The organism is Streptomyces sp. SN-593 (assembly GCF_016756395.1).
Lineage (GTDB): Bacteria > Actinomycetota > Actinomycetes > Streptomycetales > Streptomycetaceae > Actinacidiphila > Actinacidiphila reveromycinica.
Genome location: NZ_AP018365.1, coordinates 4,172,454 through 4,191,829, shown reverse-complemented (window position 1 = coordinate 4,191,829; position 19,376 = coordinate 4,172,454). Strand labels below are relative to the sequence as shown.

At 73.6% G+C, this 19,376-nt stretch carries 17 protein-coding genes; 6 read left to right on the top strand and 11 right to left on the bottom strand.

The genetic code is table 11. The features are described from left to right. The first annotated feature begins 170 nt into the window (after positions 1-170). The 5 genes from RVR_RS17555 (at position 171) to RVR_RS17535 (ending at position 4,706) form a co-directional block, all read left to right on the top strand. Entirely contained in the window at positions 171-1,184 is a 1,014-nt protein-coding gene (locus RVR_RS17555; RefSeq protein ID WP_430393144.1) for an ABC transporter ATP-binding protein, read from the top strand. Continuing rightward, a complete protein-coding gene (locus RVR_RS17550) occupies positions 1,181-2,080 on the top strand; it encodes an ABC transporter permease (protein ID WP_202234757.1) in 900 nt (299 codons plus the stop codon). Before RVR_RS17555 ends, RVR_RS17550 begins: the two co-directional genes overlap by 4 nt. Beyond that, positions 2,077-2,994, top strand: a complete 918-nt coding sequence (locus RVR_RS17545; RefSeq protein WP_202234756.1) for an ABC transporter ATP-binding protein — start codon at positions 2,077-2,079, stop codon at positions 2,992-2,994. Before RVR_RS17550 ends, RVR_RS17545 begins: the two co-directional genes overlap by 4 nt. A 12-nt stretch (positions 2,995-3,006) precedes the next feature. Then, a complete protein-coding gene (locus RVR_RS17540; RefSeq protein WP_202234755.1) occupies positions 3,007-3,798 on the top strand; it encodes an ABC transporter permease in 792 nt (263 codons plus the stop codon). A gap of 80 nt (positions 3,799-3,878) precedes the next feature. Further along, the gene (locus tag RVR_RS17535) at positions 3,879-4,706 is read left to right on the top strand and encodes a rhomboid-like protein (RefSeq protein ID WP_202234754.1); all 828 of its coding nucleotides are present in this window, start codon (positions 3,879-3,881) and stop codon (positions 4,704-4,706) included. Here RVR_RS17535 and RVR_RS17530 read toward each other — a convergent pair. The 9 genes from RVR_RS17530 to RVR_RS17490 form a co-directional block, all read right to left on the bottom strand. Next, positions 4,687-5,535, bottom strand: a complete 849-nt coding sequence (locus RVR_RS17530; RefSeq protein ID WP_202234753.1) for an HAD family hydrolase — start codon at positions 5,533-5,535, stop codon at positions 4,687-4,689. The two genes, RVR_RS17535 and RVR_RS17530, sit on opposite strands and share 20 nt — an antisense overlap. Next, positions 5,532-6,827, bottom strand: coding sequence for a serine--tRNA ligase (gene serS / locus RVR_RS17525; RefSeq protein ID WP_202234752.1), 1,296 nt, complete (start codon positions 6,825-6,827; stop codon positions 5,532-5,534). Before serS ends, RVR_RS17530 begins: the two co-directional genes overlap by 4 nt. A 624-nt stretch (positions 6,828-7,451) precedes the next feature. After that, positions 7,452-8,381: a prephenate dehydratase gene (pheA, locus tag RVR_RS17520; RefSeq protein ID WP_202234751.1), complete on the bottom strand. Its 930-nt coding sequence runs from the start codon at positions 8,379-8,381 to the stop codon at positions 7,452-7,454. A 142-nt stretch (positions 8,382-8,523) separates the two neighbouring features. Continuing rightward, complete coding sequence (gene efeB / locus RVR_RS17515; protein WP_237405332.1) at positions 8,524-9,732, bottom strand: iron uptake transporter deferrochelatase/peroxidase subunit; 1,209 nt, start codon at positions 9,730-9,732, stop codon at positions 8,524-8,526. A gap of 137 nt (positions 9,733-9,869) precedes the next feature. After that, the gene (locus RVR_RS17510) at positions 9,870-11,981 is read right to left on the bottom strand and encodes a copper resistance CopC/CopD family protein (RefSeq protein ID WP_202234749.1); all 2,112 of its coding nucleotides are present in this window, start codon (positions 11,979-11,981) and stop codon (positions 9,870-9,872) included. 7 nt (positions 11,982-11,988) lie between these two features. Then, on the bottom strand, positions 11,989-12,552 hold the full coding sequence (locus RVR_RS37675; protein WP_237404807.1) for a copper chaperone PCu(A)C: 564 nt from the start codon (positions 12,550-12,552) through the stop codon (positions 11,989-11,991). Then, positions 12,549-13,208, bottom strand: a complete 660-nt coding sequence (locus tag RVR_RS17500) for an SCO family protein (RefSeq protein WP_202234748.1) — start codon at positions 13,206-13,208, stop codon at positions 12,549-12,551. Before RVR_RS17500 ends, RVR_RS37675 begins: the two co-directional genes overlap by 4 nt. Positions 13,209-13,300: 92 nt before the next feature. Further along, positions 13,301-14,113 (bottom strand): YcnI family copper-binding membrane protein, encoded by an 813-nt coding sequence (locus RVR_RS17495; RefSeq protein ID WP_202234747.1) that lies wholly within the window; start codon positions 14,111-14,113, stop codon positions 13,301-13,303. Between the two features lie 255 nt (positions 14,114-14,368). Beyond that, positions 14,369-15,259 (bottom strand): hypothetical protein, encoded by an 891-nt coding sequence (locus RVR_RS17490; protein ID WP_237404806.1) that lies wholly within the window; start codon positions 15,257-15,259, stop codon positions 14,369-14,371. Between the two features lie 202 nt (positions 15,260-15,461). Between RVR_RS17490 and RVR_RS17485 the strand changes: the two genes are divergently transcribed. Further along, positions 15,462-15,905 carry an ATP-binding protein gene (locus tag RVR_RS17485; protein ID WP_202234745.1) on the top strand — a complete coding sequence of 148 codons (444 nt, stop codon included), beginning with the start codon at positions 15,462-15,464 and terminating at the stop codon, positions 15,903-15,905. A 54-nt stretch (positions 15,906-15,959) separates the two neighbouring features. Here RVR_RS17485 and RVR_RS17480 read toward each other — a convergent pair whose 3' ends face one another. Both RVR_RS17480 and RVR_RS17475 read right to left on the bottom strand, forming a co-directional pair. After that, entirely contained in the window at positions 15,960-17,372 is a 1,413-nt protein-coding gene (locus tag RVR_RS17480; protein ID WP_237405331.1) for an aminopeptidase P family protein, read from the bottom strand. Positions 17,373-17,714: 342 nt separating this feature from the next. Beyond that, positions 17,715-19,361: a PP2C family protein-serine/threonine phosphatase gene (locus tag RVR_RS17475; protein ID WP_202234744.1), complete on the bottom strand. Its 1,647-nt coding sequence runs from the start codon at positions 19,359-19,361 to the stop codon at positions 17,715-17,717. Positions 19,362-19,376 lie beyond the last annotated feature (15 nt).

Below are 19,376 nucleotides of genomic sequence, written 5' to 3'. Positions count from 1 at the left end.
AGTGATCAATGTGACATCGACCGATGGCAGCGTCAAGACGTCCGACCCCGCCCGGAGGCACTTTCACCCGATCGGATGCCGACCCCTACGGGGTGTCCGCCGCGAGTCGTACGAGAAGCACCGCCCCGCGGGCGACGCGGGGGGCTCGCGCCAGCCACTACGGTCGAGCCGTGAATGTGATCGCTACCGAGAGCCTGAGCAAGCGGTACCCGAGGGTGACCGCGCTCGACCGGCTGACCGTGGACATCACGCCCGGTGTGACCGGGCTGGTGGGGGCCAACGGAGCCGGCAAGTCGACCCTGATCAAGATCCTGCTCGGACTCGCCCCGGCCACCGAGGGCCGCGCCACGGTGCTCGGTCGCGACGTGGCCTCGGACGGCCCCGGGATCCGGGCCCTGGTCGGGTACATGCCCGAGCACGACTGCCTCCCGCCGGACGTCTCGGCGACCGAGTTCGTGGTGCACATGGCCCGCATGTCCGGCCTGCCGCCCACCGCCGCCCGCGAGCGCACCGCCGACACGCTGCGCCACGTCGGCCTCTACGAGGAGCGCTACCGTCCGATGGGCGGCTACTCCACGGGCATGAAGCAGCGGGTCAAGCTCGCCCAGGCACTGGTCCACGACCCGGAACTGGTGCTGCTCGACGAGCCGACCAACGGTCTCGACCCGGCCGGTCGCGACGACATGCTCGGCCTGATCCGCCGCGTGCACAGCGACTTCGGCATCTCGGTCCTGGTCACCTCGCACCTGCTCGGTGAACTGGAGCGCACCAGCGACCACATCGTCGTCATCGACGGCGGCAAGCTGCTGCGGGCGTCGTCCACCAGCGACTTCACCCAGACCACCGGCTCCCTCGCCGTCGAGGTCACCGACCGCGAGGCCGACCTGCTCGCCGCGCTGACCGCCGCGGGGCTGCGCGCCCAGGGCGCCGGCCACCTGCTGATGGTCGACATCGCCGGCGACGAGACCTACGACACCGTCCGCGACGCGGTGGCCGGGCTCGGCGTCGGCCTGGTCCGGATGGAACAGCGCCGCCACCGGATCGCCGAACTCTTCGCGGACGCGGACGAGGACGCGCATTCGGACGAGGACGCGCATTCGGACGAGGGCGCGCACTCGGAAGAGGACACGGACACCGATCCCCACGCCACCGTCCCCGCGGGCACAGGAAGGACCGCCCGGTGACCCAGCCCGACCTGACGCCCACGGACGTCATCCACGACATCGGCTACCGGCCGTACGGCGGACCCCGCCTCGGCCGCGCCTACGCGCGCAAGTCGCTCTACGTGCAGAGCCTGCGCGGCGCCTACGGACTCGGCCGCAGCGCCAAGTCCAAGGTGCTGCCGATCCTCCTGCTCGCCGTGATGTGCCTGCCGGCACTGATCATGGTGGCGCTGACGATCGTGACCGATCGCAACGACCTGCCGCTGCAGTACACCCGCTACGCGATCGTGCTCCAGGCGGTCGTCACGCTCTTCGTCGCCTCCCAGGCGCCGCAGGCCGTCTCGCGCGACCTGCGCTTCAAGACCACTCCGCTGTACTTCTCGCGGCCGATCGAGGCCGTCGACTACGTGGCCGCGAAGTTCGCCGCGCTGGCCTCCGCGCTGTTCCTGCTGACCGCGCTCCCCCTGCTGATCCTCTACATCGGTGCGCTGCTGGCGAAGCTGAGCTTCGGCCACCAGACCGCCGGGTTTGCGAAGGGCCTGGTGTCCATAGCCCTCCTGTCCCTCCTGTTCGCCGGCATCGGGCTGGTGATCGCGGCCGTCACCCCGCGCCGGGGCTTCGGCGTCGCCGCGGTGATCACCCTGTTCGTGATCAGCTACGGCGCCGTGTCCGCGGTGCAGGGCGTCGCGGACAGCCAGGAGGACTGGCACGTCATCGGCTGGCTCGGCCTCTTCTCGCCGATCACCCTGGTCGACGGGTTCCAGACCTGGTTCCTGGGCGCGACCTCGGCCTTCCCGAACGCGTCGGGGCCGCCGGACGCGGTGGCCGGCATGGCGTACCTGCTGGTCGTCCTGGCGATCCTGGCGGGCAGCTTCGGGCTGTTGATCCGCCGCTACCGGAAGGCGGGCCTGTCATGACCACCATTGGCATCAACGCGGTCTCCCGCTGGTTCGGCAACGTGGTCGCCGTCAACGACGTCACCATGAGCATCGGCCCAGGCGTCACCGGGCTGCTGGGCCCCAACGGCGCCGGCAAGTCCACGCTCATCAACATGATGGCCGGCTTCCTCGCGCCGTCCGGCGGCAGCGTCACCCTCGACGGCACTCCCATCTGGCGCAACGAGCAGGCGTACCGCGAGATCGGCATCGTGCCCGAACGCGAGTCGATGTACGACTTCCTGACCGCACGCGAGTTCGTCGTCGCCAACGCCGAACTGCACGGCCTCGCCGACCCGGGCGCCGCGGCGCAGCGCGCCCTGGCCACGGTCGAGATGGAGTACGCCCAGGACCGGCGGATCGAGACCTACAGCAAGGGCATGCGGCAGCGCGCCAAAATGGCGTCGGCGCTGGTGCACGACCCGTCGGTGCTGCTGCTCGACGAGCCGTTCAACGGGATGGACCCGCGCCAGCGGCTGCACCTGATGGACCTGCTGCGCGCCATGGGGGCGGACGGCCGGACGGTGCTGTTCTCCTCGCACATCCTGGAGGAGGTCGAACAGCTCGCCCACCACATCGAGGTCGTGGTCGCCGGGCGGCACGCCGCGTCCGGGGACTTCCGCAAGATCCGCCGCCTGATGACCGACCGCCCGCACCGCTACCTCGTGCGCTCCAGCGACGACCGCGCACTCGCCTCCGCGCTCATCGCGCACGGCTCCACCGCGGCCATCGAACTGGACGGCACCGAGCGGGCCCTGCGCATCCAGGCCGTCGACTTCGCCGGCTTCACCGCGTACCTGCCGCGGATCGCCCGCGACCACGGCATCCGGCTGTACGCGGTCTCGCCGTCCGACGAGTCGCTGGAAAGCGTGTTCTCCTACCTGGTCACGGCGTAAGGAACGACCGACATGTCCACCACCTCCGCGCTCCCCGATCCGACCGCCGCCGGTCCGGCGGCGCCCCGCAGCGGCGGCAACGCGTTCTACCACCCGACCGTCGCCAGGCTCACCTACCGCGCGCTGCTCGGCCGGCGCCGCGCCCTGATGCTCTTCGGACTGCCCGTCCTGCTGCTGGTGATCTCCGTCTTCGTCCGCCTCCTGACCGGGGCGGACGACGGCACCGCCGACGACATGCTCCAGGGCTTCGCGCTCAGCTCCATGCTGCCGCTGCTGGGCGTCATCGCCGGCACCGGCGCGATCGGACCCGAGATCGACGACGGCGCCATCGTGTACCTGCTCGCCAAGCCGATCAGGCGCTCCACGATCATCTGCACCAAGCTGCTCGTCGCCATCGGCGTCACCCTCGCCTTCTCCGCGGTCCCCACGCTGCTCGCCGGCTACGTGCTCAACGCCAACGGCCAGGACATCGCGGTCGCGTACGGCGTCGCCACGGCGGTCGCGTCCGTCGCCTACTCGGCGATCTTCCTGCTGCTCGGGGTGGTCACCCGGCACGCGGTCATCGTGGGGCTGGTCTACGCGCTCGTCTGGGAGACGGTGATCGGCAACCTCGTGCCCGGCGCGCAGACGCTCAGCGTCCAGCAGTGGGCGCTCGCCGTCGGCGCGAAGGCCGCGCACGGCCACGTCGTCACCTCGGCGGTGTCGCTGCCGACAGGCGTCGTCATGCTGGCCGCCGTCACGGTCGTGGGCACCTGGTACGCGGGCCGCCGGCTGAGCACCCTGAAGCCGGTGGGCGAGGAGTAGGGGGCCGCCGCCCCACCCGGGGCGGCCAGGGCCTTCGTCTTCGCCTGCGCCGCACAGCGAAGCGTCCGAGACTGGAAAGGATGGTCCAGGACCCCTCGCCCCGCACGCCGCCGCCTCCAGGCCGCGCCACCGCAACGGCCACCGGAACGGCCGCCGCGCGTCACCGGCTCACCACCGGCGACCCGCGGCGCGCCGTTGTCGCGTGGGTCCGCTCCAGCCCCGGCACCCATGTCTGGCTGCTGATCATCCTGCTCACGTCCGCGGTCGCCGCACTGCTGCCCGCGGACGTGCGGTCGCACCTGCTGCACGAGGTCAGCACGAACCTGGTGGAGCTGCGGGCGCACCCGATCCGGGTGCTGGTCGCCAGCGCGCTGTGGACCCAGGGCCCCTCCGCCCTCGCCCTGTACGTGGTGCTCTTCGAGGTGGTGCACGCCACCGCGGAACGCTGGCTGGGCACCGCCCGCTGGCTGGCGACCGCCGCCTTCGCGCACATCGGCGCGACGCTGCTCAGCCAGAAGGCGGTCCTCCTGGACATCCGGGACAACCACCTGCCGCGCTCCCTGGCCCACACCGTGGACATCGGCGTCAGCTACGGCCTCGCCGGCGTCGCCGGGGTCCTCGCCTACCGGCTGCCGCGCCGCCTGCGCGGGCCCTACGCGGCAGCGCTGGTCGGCGTCTTCGGCTACCGGCTGGTCGCCGACGACACGTTCACCGACCTCGGCCACTTCACCGCGGTGCTGATCGGGCTGTGCTGCTACGCCCTGACGCCCCTGCCGCCCCTGACACCGAGCCGGGAGACGGCTCCCTGCCCGCCCCGGCCCCCGGACCTGGAGCCGGACCCGGCCCCGGACGTGACCGAGGGCGCCGAAGCGGTCCGGCACCGGTGGGTCAGGAAGCGGCGCCGATGAGCCGTTCCAGCACCACCGCGATGCCGTCCTCGTCGTTGGACAGCGTGATCTCGTCGGCGACCGCCTTGAGGTCGGGGTGGGCGTTGGCCATCGCCACGCCGTGCCCGGCCCAGCGGAACATCGGGACGTCGTTCGGCATGTCGCCGAAGGCGACGGTCTCCGCCGCGCCGACCCCCAGCCGCCTGGCGGCCAGGGACAGCCCGGTCGCCTTGGTGAGGCCGAGCGGCAGCAGCTCCACGATGTGCTCGCCGGCCATGACGACGCCCACCATGTCCCCGGCGACCGTCCTGGCCGCCTCGGCGAGCGCGTCGTCGTCGAGGGCGGGGTGCTGGATGTAGAGCTTGTTGATGGGCTCCGCCCACAGCTCCTCGCTGCCGGTCATGTGGACGACCGGCAGCTCGGGGTTGTACACGTACCCCTCGCCGATCAGCACCTCGCCTTCGAGGCCGTCCCGGCTCGCCGCCACGGCGAGGGGGCCGACCTCGGCCTCGATCTTGGCGAGTGCCAGTGCGGCGAGCCTGCGGTCCAGCGTCACGGAGGTCAGCAGCCGGCCGGTGCCCGCGTCGTACACCTGCGCGCCCTGGCCGCAGACGGCGAGCCCCTGGTAGCCCAGGTTGTCCAGGACGTGCCGGGTCCAGGGCACCGAGCGGCCGGTGACGATGATGTGCGCCGCGCCCGCGGCGGTCACCGCGGCGAGCGCGTCGCGGGACCGCTGCGAGACGGTGCCGTCCTCGCGCAGCAGGGTGCCGTCCAGGTCGGTGGCGACCAGCCGGTACGGCAGCGGGCCGGTGGCGGGGCCGTCGGCCTCGGCCGGCCTGGTCGCCGTCACTTGGCGGCGGGGCGCGAGGCGGCGGCGGGCTCCAGGACGTCCCGCCCGCCCAGGTACGGCCGCAGGATCTCGGGCACCCGGACCGAGCCGTCGGCCTGCTGGTGGTTCTCCAGCAGGGCGACGATGGTGCGGGTCACCGCGCACAGCGTGCCGTTGAGGGTGGCGAGCGGCCTGGTGCCGTCGCTGTCGCGCATCCGGATGCCGAGGCGCCGGGCCTGGAACTGCGTGGTGTTGGAGGTGGAGGTCAGCTCGCGGTACTTGCCCTGGGTGGGGACCCACGCCTCGCAGTCGAACTTGCGCGACGCGGAAGAGCCCAGGTCGCCCGAGGCCAGCTCGATCACCTGGAACGGCAGCTCCAGCGACGACAGCCACTGCTTCTCCCACGCCAGCAGCCGCTGGTGCTCGGCCTCGGCCTCCTCCGGCGTGGTGTAGACGAACATCTCGACCTTGTCGAACTGGTGCACCCGGAAGATGCCGCGGGTGTCCTTGCCGTACGACCCGGCCTCGCGCCGGTAGCAGGCCGAGAAGCCCGCGTACCGCAGCGGCAGCCTGGACGCCTCGATGATCTCGTCCATGTGGTAGGCGGCGAGCGGGACCTCGGAGGTGCCGACCAGGTAGAGGTCGTCCTTCTCCAGGTAGTAGACGTCGTCCTCGACCTGGCCGAGGTAGCCGGTGCCGGCCATGGCCGCCGGTCGCACCAGGTTCGGGGTGAGCACCGGGGTGAAGCCCGCCGTGGTGGCCTGCGCGATGGCCGCGTTGACCAGGGCCAGCTCCAGCAGGGCGCCGACGCCGGTGAGGTAGTAGAAGCGCGAGCCCGACACCTTGGCTCCGCGGTCGGTGTCGATCGCGCCGAGCAGCTCGCCGAGTTCCAGGTGGTCCTTGGGGGTGAAGCCCTCGGCCGCGAAGTCCCGGGGGGTGCCCACGGTCTCGAGGACGACGAAGTCCTCCTCGCCGCCGATCGGGGCGTCCGGGTGGACCACGTTTCCCAGTCGGAGCAGGAGTTGCTGGGCCTGCTCGGCGGCATCCTGCTGCTCGGCGTCCGCGGCCTTGACCGATTCGGCCAGCTCCTTGGTGCGCTTGAGCAACTCGGCGCGCTCGTCGCCCTGCGCCTTGGAGACGAGGCGGCCCAGCTGCTTCTGCTCGGCGCGCAGCTCATCGAAGCGGGTACTGGAGGACCTGCGCCGCTCGTCGGCGGAGAGCAGCGCGTCGACGATTTCGACGTCCTCTCCACGGGCGCGCTGCGAGGCGCGCACACGGTCGGGGTCCTCACGAAGCAGACGAAGGTCAATCACGGTCCACAGGCTACCGGGCGGTGGTCGGGCCCGGCGACAACTTAAAGGCGGCAATGTGTGCAATGTCCGATTCGAGGGAAAAGCGGGATAACGTGGAGAAGATGGCGATAAAGACGGTCGTCAACGCAATTCCGATGGACGCCCGACGGGGTCATCGGGCCTGTGGAGAAACGGAGTTGATCCCTCGCGCCGGTCGGCGACGGGGGTGGTTCCGAGGCTCTTTCCGGGCCGGGTTATCCACAGGGAGTGGGGAAATCTCCGTGAGTTGTCCACAGGGTGTGGGGAAGATCTGTGGAGAAGTGGCGGGGTCATTTCCCGGGGCCGGTGCGCGGCCATGGATTCCCCGCGCAAACCCGTTCCACACTCCCTTTCGAGTGAGATGTGTTCCCCCGGGAGGATGGCGAGGGTGATTTGGGATGACGCGGGGTGAGGTGTCGCGCTCCGGGAGCGCCTGGCGCCTGTGTACCCATTTGTCGACTTGGTCGGCTTTCTCTGTCGACTTGTCCCCAGTTACCCACAGGCCGCCGTCCGTGCCTGTGGATAACTCTGTGGACAACGTGCAAGAAGGCTGGTGGGCAGAGCGGAGGCGAACGCCAGGTGGCCCGGGCGGGGGCCCGGCCGGCTTCAGACGCGGCCGTCGAGCGCCCGGTTGAGCCAGTCCGCGGCCGCGCTGAACTCCTCGTCGCTCGCGCCGCGGCGCACCACCGGTGCGATCTCGTCGGCACGCGGGTACGACCCGAGCAGCCGCACCTTCAGGCACCGCCGGTGCAGCCCGAGCAGCGTCTCACCGACCCGCCGGTCGGTCAGGTGACCCTCGGCGTCCACCGAGAAGCAGTACTGCCCCAGGCCCTCGCCGGTCGGCCGGGACTCGATCCGCATCAGGTTCACCCCGCGGATCGCGAACTCCTGGAGCAGGTCGAGCAGCGCACCGGGGTGGTCGTCCCGCAGCCAGAACACCGCGGACGTCTTGTCCGCCCCGGTCGGCGCCGCCAGCCGGCCGGGCCGGCCCACCAGCACGAAGCGGGTGGTCGCGTTCGAGGCGTCGTGGATCTCGGTGGCCAGCGGCTCGAGCCCGTAGGTCGGGGCGGCGAACTCGCCCGCGAACGCGCCGTCGTAGCGGGACTCCTGGACCAGCCGGGCGCCGTCCGCGTTCGAGGCGGCCGACTCCCAGGCCGCGTCCGGCAGGTGCTTGGTCAGCCACTGCCGGACCTGGACCTGGGCGGCCGGGTGGCCGGTCACCGTCTTCACGTCCGACAGTTTCGTGCCGGGCCGGACCAGCAGCGCGAACGCGATCGGCAGGAGCACCTCGCGGTAGATCATCAGCGGGGCACCGAAGGCCAGCTCGTCGAGGGTGGTGGTGATCCCGCCCTCCACCGAGTTCTCGATCGGCACCAGCGCGCCGCCCGCCTCGCCGGTACGCACCGCGTCCAGCGCCGCGGCCACGGACACCATCGGGACCAGCTCGCGGGTGGCGGACTCGGGCAGCGTGCGCAGCGCGGCCTCGGTGAAGGTGCCCTCAGGCCCCAGGTACGTGTAACGGCTCGCCGACGACATGAGTTCAGCCTAATGGCCCACGCGGCCGCACCCGCTCGCGTCGTACTGTTGTTCCCGACGCACCGCACGGCCGTACGAGACGCGTGGCCCGCCCAGCGCCGGGCAGCCACACGCCAGCCCTCCCGCCGTGCGGGCCCGGAGTTCAGCCCTCCAGCAGGCGCTGTCCGACGTACTCCCCCTTCCCCGCGCCACCCGGCACCGCGAACAGCCCGCTCGCCTCGTGACGCAGGAACCGCGACAGCCCGTCGGCGCCGTCGAGCTTGCGCTGGACCGGCACGAAGCCCGTCATCGGGTCGGCCTGCCAGGCGACGAAGAGCAGCCCCGCGTCCGGGGTGCCGTCGGTGCCGATGCCGTCGTGGTAGGAGAAGGCACGGCGCAGCATGGCCGCGCCGCTGTTGGAGGCGGGTGCGGCCAGCCGGATGTGGGCGTCGCCGGCGATCGCCAGTGACCGGTCGGGGTTGATCTTGTCGAGCTGGACGGGAGTGGTCTCCACACCGCCGGAAAGCGGTGCGCCGTCGGACTTGCGGCGCCCCACCACCCGTTCCTGCTCGGCCACCGACAGGTGGTCCCAGGTGTCCAGCAGCATCCTGATCCGGCGGACGACGGCGTAGGAGCCGCCCGCCATCCAGTCGGGAGAGCCGGACGCCGGCACGAAGATCCGTTTGTCGAAGTCCGCGTCGGACGGCTTCGGATTGTTGGTGCCGTCGATCTGACCCATGAGGTTGCGCGCGGTGCGGGGCCGGTCGGTGGCGCCGGGGGTGCGGTTGAACCCGTTCATCTGCCAGCGCACGGTCGCGCTGCCGGCGGCCGCCTTCTGGAGCACGCGCAGAGCGTGGAAGGCGACGAGCGCGTCGTCGGCGCCGACCTGCACCCACAGGTCACCGTTGCTGCGCTTGGCGTCGAGCTGGTCCGCTGGGAAGTCCGGCAGCGGAGCCAGAGCGGTCGGCAGCTTCGCGGTCAGCCCGGTCCGGGTGAAGAAGCTGCGCCCGAAGCCGAAGGTGACGGTCAGGGAGGAGGGGCCCGCGTCGTCGGCGACCTGGTCGTCGTAGGCCGCCGGGGTGGTGGGGCGTCCGGCCGCGGTCATCCCCCGGACCGCGTCGGACCAGCGGCGCAGCAGGGCGGCGGCCGCCTTGCGGTCCGCGCCGGCCTTCAGGTCGAAGGCGGCGAGGTGCCCGCACGCCTGCGCCGGTTCGACGATCCCGGCCTGGTGCGCGCCCTCGAAGGGGACGTGCGCCGAACCGACGGTCGTCAGGGCGGTCGGCTCGTCGCGGGTGCCGACCGCCACGGCGGCGCCCGCGCCGCCGCCGACCACCAGTCCCGCGGCGCCGACCGCGCCGGCGGTGCCCAGCAGCCGCCGCCGGCTGACGCCGGGCGGGGCCGCGTCCCGCGCGGCACCCTGACCGGTGCCAGCCTGACCGGTGCCTGCCCGGTCGGCGGCTTTCCCGCCTGCCTGCCCGGCGGTGCGACCCGCCGTCTTGTCCGTGGCACTCACGAAGTGACCTTCACCTTCTTCGTCTCCGTCACCTCGTCGATGTCCGAGGTGCGGACCGTGACCGACATCTGCCAGGTGCCGGGCAGCGGCAACTGCGCCGCACTCGCCGTCCACCGGCCGGTGCCGGTGTGCCGGAGGGTGATCGGGATCGGGCCGAGGTTCTGCGCGGGCAGCGTGAACGCCAACCGCACCTCCGGCACGTCGACCGGGGACCCGGCCGCGTCCTTGACCACCAGTTCCACCTGGTTCGGGGTCGCGGCCCGCCCGGGCGTCACCGTGACCGCCGCGGTGCCCTTCCCCTTGGGGCCGCCGGTGTCATAGGGCACCGTGACCGAGATCGGCCCCTGGCCCGACGTGGAGGTGCCCGCGCCCGAGGACGCGGACGGCGCCGGAGCCAGGGCCTTCTGCTCCTCCGCGGCCCGCCCCGGCTGCGAGCCGGACAGGACCGTGGTCACCCCGAGCAGCACCACGGCGACCGCCGCCTCCGCCAGCACCGAGCGGCGCAGCGCGCCCCGGAAGGGGTCCGCCTCCAGGACCTTCCTGGCCCGGGCGGCGCTGCGGGCGGCCTGCTGGCGCCGCAACTGCTCGGCCCGGGCGCCGTCGGCCCCGCCTGCGCCGCGGCCCCCTGACGCCGGGCCCGCCGGGGCCGAGTCCGTACGGTCGGCCATCGCCGCCACCGGCTCCCGCGCGCCCTTCGCCTTGGCCCGGCCCTGGAACCGAACCCGCGCCGCAGCCGAAGCCGAAGCCGGAGGCGGGACCGAAGCCGAGGCCGCCGCAGAAGCCGCAGACGCCGCCGCCGAGGTCGGCACCGCACCCGCACCCGGTGCCTGGCCCAGCCGCGCGGTCCACCGCCGGGAGAACCAGGCGATGACCACCAGCGCGCACACCAGCCCGATCTTGACCAGCAGCGTCCGGCCGTAGGAGGTGTCCGTGAAGGCCCGCCAACTGCCCATCTGCCGCCATGCCTGGTAGACGCCGGTGCCGACCAGCAGGGTGATCGCGGTGAGCCCGATCAGCGAGAAGCGGCGTACCGCGTGCGGCTCGATCGGGCGGTTCGCGAGCGTGGGCGCCCACAACGCGGTGAGCAGGGTGATCAGGCCACCCAGCCAGACCGCCATCGACAGCAGATGGACCACGTCGACCGGCATCGCGACCTGGCGCTGGATGCCCACCGAGGCGTGCTCGGCCATCGCCCACGTCGCCGCGATGCCGACGGCGATCACGGTGCCGCCGATCCCCAGCCCCCAGGCGAGGTCGGCGCGTTCCTCCGGGTCCTCCCGCCGGGCGTAGGACCCGAAGAGCACCGCGAGGAAGACCGCGGCCGCCGCGAGCAGCAGCAGCCGCGACAGCAGCGCCGCCCCCGGCCTGGTCTGGAGCTGGTCGCGCATCACGTCGAGGTCGATCGCCTGCCCGAGCCCCTTGCCGTTGACGTACGGCCCGCGCAGGAGCAGCAGGGCGATCGTGGAGGCGGCCATCGCCACCCAGCCGGTCGCCGCGATCCGCTGAAGCGGGCGCAGCAGCGCGCCGCGCGGCCAGCACACCGACAGGAACACCGCGGAGCCGACCAGCAGCGCGAAGCCCGCGTACGCGACGTAGCGGCCGACGCCGTAGAGCGTGCTGGCCGCGCCGCCGCCGCGCGCGGCCACGCCGGACAGGTCGACCTCGGTCCTGGAGGGGCTGCCGACCGAGAAGGTGAAGGCGCCAGCGACGGGGTGGCTGTCCTGCGAGATCGCCCGCCAGGCGACGGTGTAGGTGCCGTCGCCCAGCCCCGACCGGAGGGCGACGGTCGAGGTGGCGCCCGAGTCCTTGCCCTGCGCGTGGCCCGGCGTGCCGACGGCCACGTCGGTGCCGTGCGGGTCGAGCACCCGCAGCGAGTCGTCGGACAGCAGCACGCCCTCGGAGAAGGTCAGCACCACCCGCTGCGGCGCGGTCGCGACCACCGACCCGTCGGCCGGGTCGGTGTGGATCAGCGCCGCGTGCGCCGAGGCGGGCACCGCCGTGCCGAGCAGCAGCCCGACCAGCGCGCCCAGCCCGACCAGCAGCGCCGCCACCCGTCGCGGCCAGGTCCGCCGGGCGCCCGGTTGTCCTACGTACGACCGTGTGTCCATCGGCTGGTCAGTCTCCCGGTTGGTACGTCGTCGGACGCACCGGCACGGTGACGGTCACCGCGGCCGGCGTGGCGTGCGCGAAGTGCAGGGTGAGCGTCACCTTGTCGCCGACCGCCGGCTTGTGGGTGAGGGTCTCCAGCATCACGTGGTCGCCGCCGGTCTTCAGCGTGAGACGGCCGCCGGCCGGCACGGCCAGCGACATCACCTGCTGCATGGTGTCGTCGGTGGTGGTGTGCAGCGTGGCGTGCGCGGACAGGTCGCTGGTCACGGAGGTGAGCTGGGCCGCGGTCCCGCCGGTGTTGGTGACGGTGAAGTACGCCGCGGCCATGTCGGTCAGCAGCGGCTGCGGTACGTAGCCGCCGGTCACCGCGAGGTGCGCGGGGCTGCCGGACCCGGCGCCCGCCGCGGCGGCCGTGGACCCCGGGGAGCCGGACGTGCCCGTCGACCCGGAAGAGGACGAGCAGCCGGTGAGCGCGATGGTGCCGCCGGTCGCCAGCGCGGCCAGCACCACCAGCGCTGCCGCGCCGACCCGGGTGCGCCGCCCGCCGGACCTGGTCGGGGTCGGGGTCACGACCGCTCACTCCTGATGATCTTCGGCAGCGCCTGCGCGTACTGGTCCGCGGTGGTGCCGGACATATACAGCACGTGGGCCTTGTTGTCCTTCGGCCAGAAGGCCAGCACCTCGGCGCCGTGGGTGACGGTGATGCTGCCGTCCTTCTCCTTGACCGGCGGGTCGATGCCGACGCCGAGCGAGCGGGCGGCGGCCTGGATGGTGCTGAACTTCCCGGTGAGGCCGATGAAGCTCTTGTCCATCGCGCCGAGCCAGGAGTTCAGCCGGGTGGGGGTGTCACGGGTGGGGTCGGAGCTGACGAAGACCACCTGGAGCTTCGCCTGGTCGGCCGCGGACAGCTTGGACTTGGCCAGCGCGATGTCGCTCATGGTGGTCGGGCACACGTCGGGGCAGTGGGTGTAGCCGAAGTAGAGCAGCACGGGGTGCCCGGCGGTCTGCTTGACCAGGTCGAACGACTTGCCGTGGTTGTCGGTCAGGACCAGTGCGGGCTTGGCGAACGGCGTGTCCAGGGAGACGCCCGGGCCCTGCGAGGCCGGCGCCGACACGACGGCGGCGGCGTTCGAGTCGCCGCCGGAGGACGACCCCCCGCAGGCGGACAGCAGGAGGGCGGCCGAGGCGGTCACGGCGGCGGCGCCGAGTTTGACGGTGGTGCGCATGAGAGATCGTGTTCCTGTTCGCGAGTGCTCGAAGGGGCCGGGCGGCCGCGGTGGGGTGGTGCGCGCACCACGGCCGCCCGGCGGGGGACCGGTCAGGCCGAGGGCGCGGAGGGGCCCTCGCCCGGGGAGCCACCGGCGGCACCCGCGGACGAGCCGGCACCGGGCGCGACCGCGGCCGTACGCCGCCGCCCGCCGTACACGCCGAAGCCGACGCCGATCACGCCGACCACGATGCCGGCCACGCCGAGCGCCCGTGCGGTGCCGTCGCTGTTGCTCCCCGACGCGGTGGTGGTCGCGGCCGTACCCGCGGCCGGCGGGGCGGCGGCGGGGCTGCCGGTCGCGGCGGGCGTCGCGCCCGAGTCACCCGCGGCCGCGGTGAGCTGGAGGGTCGGCGCCGGGTTCTGCGGCTCGGGCTGCCCGGCCTGCGGGATCTCGATCCACCGCACGACGTTGCCGTCGCTGTAGGTCTGGAGCGCCTTGAACGTCAGCGTGTCGGTGTTGTCCGGCAGCGGCCCGAAGGAGACCGGGAACTGCTGGAACTGCCCGGGCTCGATCTTCCCCCCGGTCCAGGTGATCTTGGTGACGGCCGAGGTGACCGTGCCGTCGTCCGTCTTCAGCGGGGTGGTCAGCTTGGTGGTGGTGACCTTCGCGGTCCAGCCCGGCACCGGCTGGATCGACACCGAGGCGATGGGGTGGTCGGTCGGGAGGTTCACCTCCAGCTTGACGGTGGAGGCGTTGTCCTCCTCGCACGGAACCTTGAAGGAGACCGTGCTGTAGCTGCCCTTGGCGGCCGAGCCCGGCTGCACGGTGACATGGGCGAAGGCGGGTACGGCGGCCAGCAGGACGGCCGAGCCGGCGAGCGCGGCGACGGTCGCGGCACGGCCGCGCATACGGGAACTGCTCATGGCAGGAGTATCTCCACGGGGAAGTGGTGCGCTGACGGTGGACCGCGCACACCCGGGTGCGCGGCAGGACACGGGCAGCCGCCCCGCACACGACGCGCACCCGTACCCGGGCTCCGGCCGGCGCCGTACGGACACCGGTACGGGGACGGGCGGGGCCACGCGGTGCGGACCCTCGGGGGCGAGGGGCGCTCGTGGGAGGACGGCCGGGCGACCCGCGCCCGCGCCGGCGCTCCCCGCGGGGGAGCCGACGCCGCGTCAGGCCGCCAGTGCGAGCGCCGGGGGACCGCGCCTGGCCAGGCAGTGCCGCAGCCAGACGGTACGGTGCCGGGCCGTCGCCGACCACGTGGCGCCCCGTATCGGCCGGCGGGCGCAGGGCACCGCGGCGGCGAGCGCCGCCAGCAGCGCGCGGGCCCGGCGCAGCGCGGACGGCGGCAGCGCGGTCAGCTCCGCGATGCCGCGCACCGACAGCCGCACCAGCCGCCACAGCGCGGCCTCGCCGCGGCGCAGCAGCAGCCCGGCGACGACGGCGGCCAGCAGGTGGCCGAGCAGCATGGGACCGGAGCACATCGACAGCAGCATGGCGGCCACCGACGTGTGGGCGCCGTGGGCGCCGCCCGAGGCGGCCGCACCCGTCGGGTCGGCGAGCGCCGACATGCCGGGCATTCCGACGTCCCGCGGCTGCACCCCGCCACCGGCCACCGCGGCCGGGTCGATCCCGGCCCGCAGCACGACCTGCCGCGCGGCCCCGGGGGTGAGCGGGGCCGCTCCGCCGCTGTTGCACACCAACCGGGCGGCCACGGCGACCAGGGGGTCGGTGGCGCCGGCCCGGGAGGAGCCCGCGACGGCGGCGCACATCTGGCCGGTGCTGAACACCAGGTGCAGGGCGAGCTGGCCGACGGCGAGCAGCCCGGTGATGCCGGGCAGTCCGCGCTCCCGGCCCGCGAGCGGGGCGACGACCGCGAAGACCGCCAGCCATCCCAGCGCCAGCGAACCGGCCGGCACCGCACGGCCCGACGCCATGGCGTGCCCGGCCGCCGCGAGCAGCACGCAGACCGCGGTGAACACCGCGGTCCGCAGCAGTCGCATCCCGGCGCCCGCGCGCACGGTGGGCGCGGGAGGGCAGGAGGCGGAGGAAGGCGCAGCCATGACGGCCGTCATCATCTCACTGCCGGTTTCGCCCTCCTACGGCGCCCTTGCACGGTCCCACCGGCCGGGGCGTGACTCCTACCCCGCGGTGTGTGACGAACGCATCCGCCGAATGAGCGGCATCACGTCAACATCACGCTTACGCGCGGTCCTTCGCGGCAATACGTAACCGTATGTCGAGCCGCAGCCAGGAGGCTGGAGCATGAGCATCTGGTGGTCACTCCATTTGCGGCGCGAGGCTGCGAGCGTCCCGCTGGCCAGGAGACTGCTGCTGGGGACCATGGAGACGGCCGGGGTCGACCCCGACACCGCCTTCGACCTGTCGGTGGCTCTCTCCGAGGCGTGTGCGAACGCCGTGGAACACGCCGCTTCGGCCACGGGGTACGTCGTCACCGCCGAGATCGAGGGCGACCGGTGCCGTATCGAGGTCGCCGACTCGGGGCCGGGACTGCCCCGCGACCGCGTCCGCCGGACGGCCCGGCCGCTGACCCGGCGGGGCCAGTACGCCGAGCACGGCCGCGGACTGTTCCTGATCGAGACCCTCGTCGACCACGTTCAGTTCCACGACCGGCCGGGGCACGGCACGGTCGTGGCCTTCGACAAGGTGCTGAAGTGGCGGGAGGACACCCTTCTCAAGGCGTCCTGACCCGCGCTCCCGGCCCGCGCCGCGCCGGCCGCCAGCCCCGACTCGCCCCGGCGCTCAGCCCTTCAGCCCGGCCATCCACTCCTCGACCTCGTCCGAGCGGCGCGGCAGCCCCGCCGACAGGTTCCGGTTGCCGCTCTCGGTGACGAGGATGTCGTCCTCGATCCGCACCCCTATGCCGCGGTACTCCGCCGGCACCGTCAGGTCGTCCGCCTGGAAGTACAGCCCGGGCTCCACGGTGAGCACCATGCCCGGCTCCAGTGTGGCGTCCACGTACGTCTCCGTGCGGGCGTGGGCGCAGTCGTGCACGTCGAGGCCGAGCATGTGGCCGGTGCCGTGCAGCGTCCAGCGCCGCTGGAGCGCGAGTTCGAGCACCCGCTCCACCGGTCCCTCGACCAGGCCCCACTCCACCAGCCGCTCGGCGAGCACGCGCTGTGCCGCGTCGTGGAAGTCGCGGTAGGCGGCGCCGGGCTTGACCGCCGCGATGCCGGCCTGCTGCGCGTCGTACACCGCGTCGTAGATCTTCTTCTGCAACGGCGAGTAGCGGCCGTCGATCGGCAGGGTGCGAGTGACGTCGGCGGTGTAGAGGGTGTGGGTCTCCACGCCGGCGTCCAGCAGCAGCAGTTCGCCGGCGCGGACCGGGCCGTCGTTGCGCACCCAGTGCAGGGTGGTGGCGTGCGGGCCCGCGGCGCAGATCGAGCCGTAGCCGATGTCGTTCCCCTCGACGCGGGCGCGCAGGAAGAAGGTGCCCTCGATGTACCGCTCGGAGGTGGCCTGCGCGCGGTCGAGGACCTTCACCACGTCCTCGAAGCCGCGGGCGGTGGAGTCGCACGCCTTCTGGAGCTCGGCGATCTCGAACTCGTCCTTGACCAGTCGCAGTTCCGACAGGAAAGCCTTCAGTTCGGCGTCCCGCTCGGCGGTGACCTTGTCGGTGAGGGCGCCCTCGACCCCCGCGTCGTACCCCCGCACGACGCGCACCGGGCCGGTGGCCTCCCGCAGCACGTCGGTGACGGTGCGGACGTCCTCGCAGGGCAGGCCGAGCAACTGCTCGGCCTCGGCCAGGCTGTTGCGCCGGCCGACCCACAGTTCGCCCTGGCCGTCCAGCCAGAACTCGCCGTTCTCCCGGTCCGAGCGCGGCAGCAGGTAGGCGGTGGCGGTGTGGCCGCCGCCGGCCAGCGGTTCGAGGACCAGGACGGCGTCCTGGGTCTGGTCGCCGGTGAGGTGGACGTACTCCGTCGAGGCGCGGAAAGGGTAGTCCGTGTCATTGGCGCGAGTGCGCAGGTTGCCCGCGGGCACCACCAGCCGCTCGCCCGGGAAGCGCGCGGACAGCGCGGCCCGTCGGGCGGCCGCGTACGGCGCCTGGTCCACCGGCTCCAGGCCGCGCCGCTCGGTGTCGGCCCAACCGGTCTTCATGGCCGCGGCCAGTTCGTCGGAGACGCCGGGATACAGCCCGTTCTTGCGCTGCTTGATCGCGCCGTCCTGCTCGCCGGAGGCCGCGTCGTCCGCCGTGAGCGCTTGCGCGGTCTCCTGCGCGGGCTCCTGCGCCGCGACGGCCTCCCCGCCCTGGCCCTCCGCCGTGTCCTGCCTGTCCTCGGCCTTCGCCACGTCCTGCCTCCTCAGAATGAACCCTTTCGTCCATCGTATGGGCGCCGCCCGCGGCCGGTCGGAGGGCCTGTGGACAACGCCCGGGCCGGAGGGCGGGGCGGGGTCCGGGAAGCGGGGCGGGGGACGGCAGGGCGGGTGCGGCCGGGGCAGGGGCCGGCCGCCGACCGCCGGGAGCCGACCGCCGACCGCCGGGAGGCGGAGCGACGGTCAGTCCTCGAAGCGCACGGCCAGCAGCACCAGGTCCTCCGGGTGGTCCGCCCGGTCCCGTCCGTCCGGGAACAGCGTGCGCAGCACGTGGTCGGCCAGCGCCTCCGGGTCGGACCGTACGCTCCTGGGCGCGAACTGTGCGGCCGAGTGCAGCCGGGACAGCGCCCGGTCGGCGGGCTCCCCGGTACGGTGCAGCAGGCCGTCGGTGTAGAGCAGCAGGCTCTCGCCCGGGCGGACGACCAGTTCCGCGCTGGGCGCCTCCCAGCAGCTCAGCATGTTCAGCGGAGCCGACAGCGAGGTCTCCACGTACTCGCAGCGGCGTTCGCCGACCACCAGCGGCGGGCAGTGGCCCGCGCCGGCCATGGTCAGCCGGCGGCCGCCGTCCGGCAGCGCGGTGGCGTAGGCGAACAGCGCGGTCGCGCAGCGGGCCGGTTCGGTCAGCCGCATCAGCAGTTCCAGGTCGGAGAGGACCGCGACCGGGTCCTCCCCCTCCATCACCGCGTACGCCCGCAGGGACGCCCGCAGCCGCCCCATCGCGGCGACCGCGCCGGGCCCCGCGCCCGTCACCCCGCCGACGGCGAGACCGAGCGCGCCCTCGGGCAGCGGCAGCGCGTCGAACCAGTCGCCGCCGCCCCGCGGCCCGGTGGTGTGGCGTACGGCCATCCGCAGGCCGGGCACGCGCGGCAGCCGGGCCGGCAGCAGTTCGTCGGACAGCGCGCGGGCCGCGGCACGGGCCCGGTCCAGCGCCAGGCAGCGGGAGAGGTGCTCGACCGCGAACCCCAGGTAGAGGCTGACCAGGCGGCGCTGGCGGTCGGCGGGGGAGGCGGGCTCGTCGTAGAACCAGACCGCGGTGCCGAGGAGACCGGCGGGCCGTCCGGCGGAGGCATCGGGCAGGCCGCCCCCGGCGGCTGCGCCCGGCCCGGACACGGATGCGGACCCCGGCACGGACACGGACGCGGGCCCCGGCACGGGCCCGGATACGGACGCGGGCCCGGATGCGAGCACGGACGCGGGACCGGCGGGGCGCTGCGGCGCGTCCTCGGCCGCGCCCTCCGCGATCAGCGGCACCGCGTAGCTCGCGGCCAGACCGAGTTGGGCGGCCACCTCGCGGTGGCGGGTGGTCGGGCCCGGGCCGTGCAGCAGGTCGGGCAGGACCGACTCGGCGTACCCGGAGCCGAGCGGGACCGTCTCCAGGGTGCCGAGGTCGGCGCGGCCGAGTCCGAGGCCCGCACTCGTCGCCGGGCCGAGGCCGTCCGCGGGGTCCAGGGCGATCAGGCCGCGCCGCGCGCCCACCAGCGTGGCGCCCGCCCGCAGCACCTCGTGCAGGACGTCGTCCAGCGCGGCGGTGCGGGACAGCCGCTCGGTCAGTTCGTGCAGCAGCGACAGGTCGCACACCCAGGCGGCGAGCCGGTCCTGGACGGCGAGGGAGTGGTCGGGGGTGCCGCGCGGCGGCATCGTCCGGCCCGCGCCGCTCTGCGCGGGGGGCACCGGAACAGGGGCGACCGGGGGCGCGGAGCCGGCCGCGGCGCCTGGCGGGACGGCCGTCCCGCCCGCTGCGGTCGGACCGGGCACAGGTGCGCCAGTGTCCGCCCGGACAGGAGTGGACGGCTCGCTTCCGGCCACTTTTCCGACGCGCCCCGGGCTCATGTCCCGAGACTTCCG

What these genes read in the sequence shown, in the direction of transcription:
- RVR_RS17535 (WP_202234754.1), top strand. Translation starts at nt 3,879, where the DNA reads ATGGTCCAGGACCCCTCGCCCCGCACGCCGCCGCCTCCAGGCCGCGCC.
- RVR_RS17485 (WP_202234745.1), top strand. Translation starts at nt 15,462, where the DNA reads ATGAGCATCTGGTGGTCACTCCATTTGCGGCGCGAGGCTGCGAGCGTC.
- RVR_RS17545 (WP_202234756.1), top strand. Translation starts at nt 2,077, where the DNA reads ATGACCACCATTGGCATCAACGCGGTCTCCCGCTGGTTCGGCAACGTG.
- RVR_RS17475 (WP_202234744.1), bottom strand. Translation starts at nt 19,361, where the DNA reads ATGAGCCCGGGGCGCGTCGGAAAAGTGGCCGGAAGCGAGCCGTCCACT.
- RVR_RS17490 (WP_237404806.1), bottom strand. Translation starts at nt 15,259, where the DNA reads ATGGCTGCGCCTTCCTCCGCCTCCTGCCCTCCCGCGCCCACCGTGCGC.
- RVR_RS17510 (WP_202234749.1), bottom strand. Translation starts at nt 11,981, where the DNA reads ATGGACACACGGTCGTACGTAGGACAACCGGGCGCCCGGCGGACCTGG.
- RVR_RS17500 (WP_202234748.1), bottom strand. Translation starts at nt 13,208, where the DNA reads ATGCGCACCACCGTCAAACTCGGCGCCGCCGCCGTGACCGCCTCGGCC.
- RVR_RS17495 (WP_202234747.1), bottom strand. Translation starts at nt 14,113, where the DNA reads ATGAGCAGTTCCCGTATGCGCGGCCGTGCCGCGACCGTCGCCGCGCTC.
- RVR_RS17540 (WP_202234755.1), top strand. Translation starts at nt 3,007, where the DNA reads ATGTCCACCACCTCCGCGCTCCCCGATCCGACCGCCGCCGGTCCGGCG.
- pheA (WP_202234751.1), bottom strand. Translation starts at nt 8,381, where the DNA reads ATGTCGTCGGCGAGCCGTTACACGTACCTGGGGCCTGAGGGCACCTTC.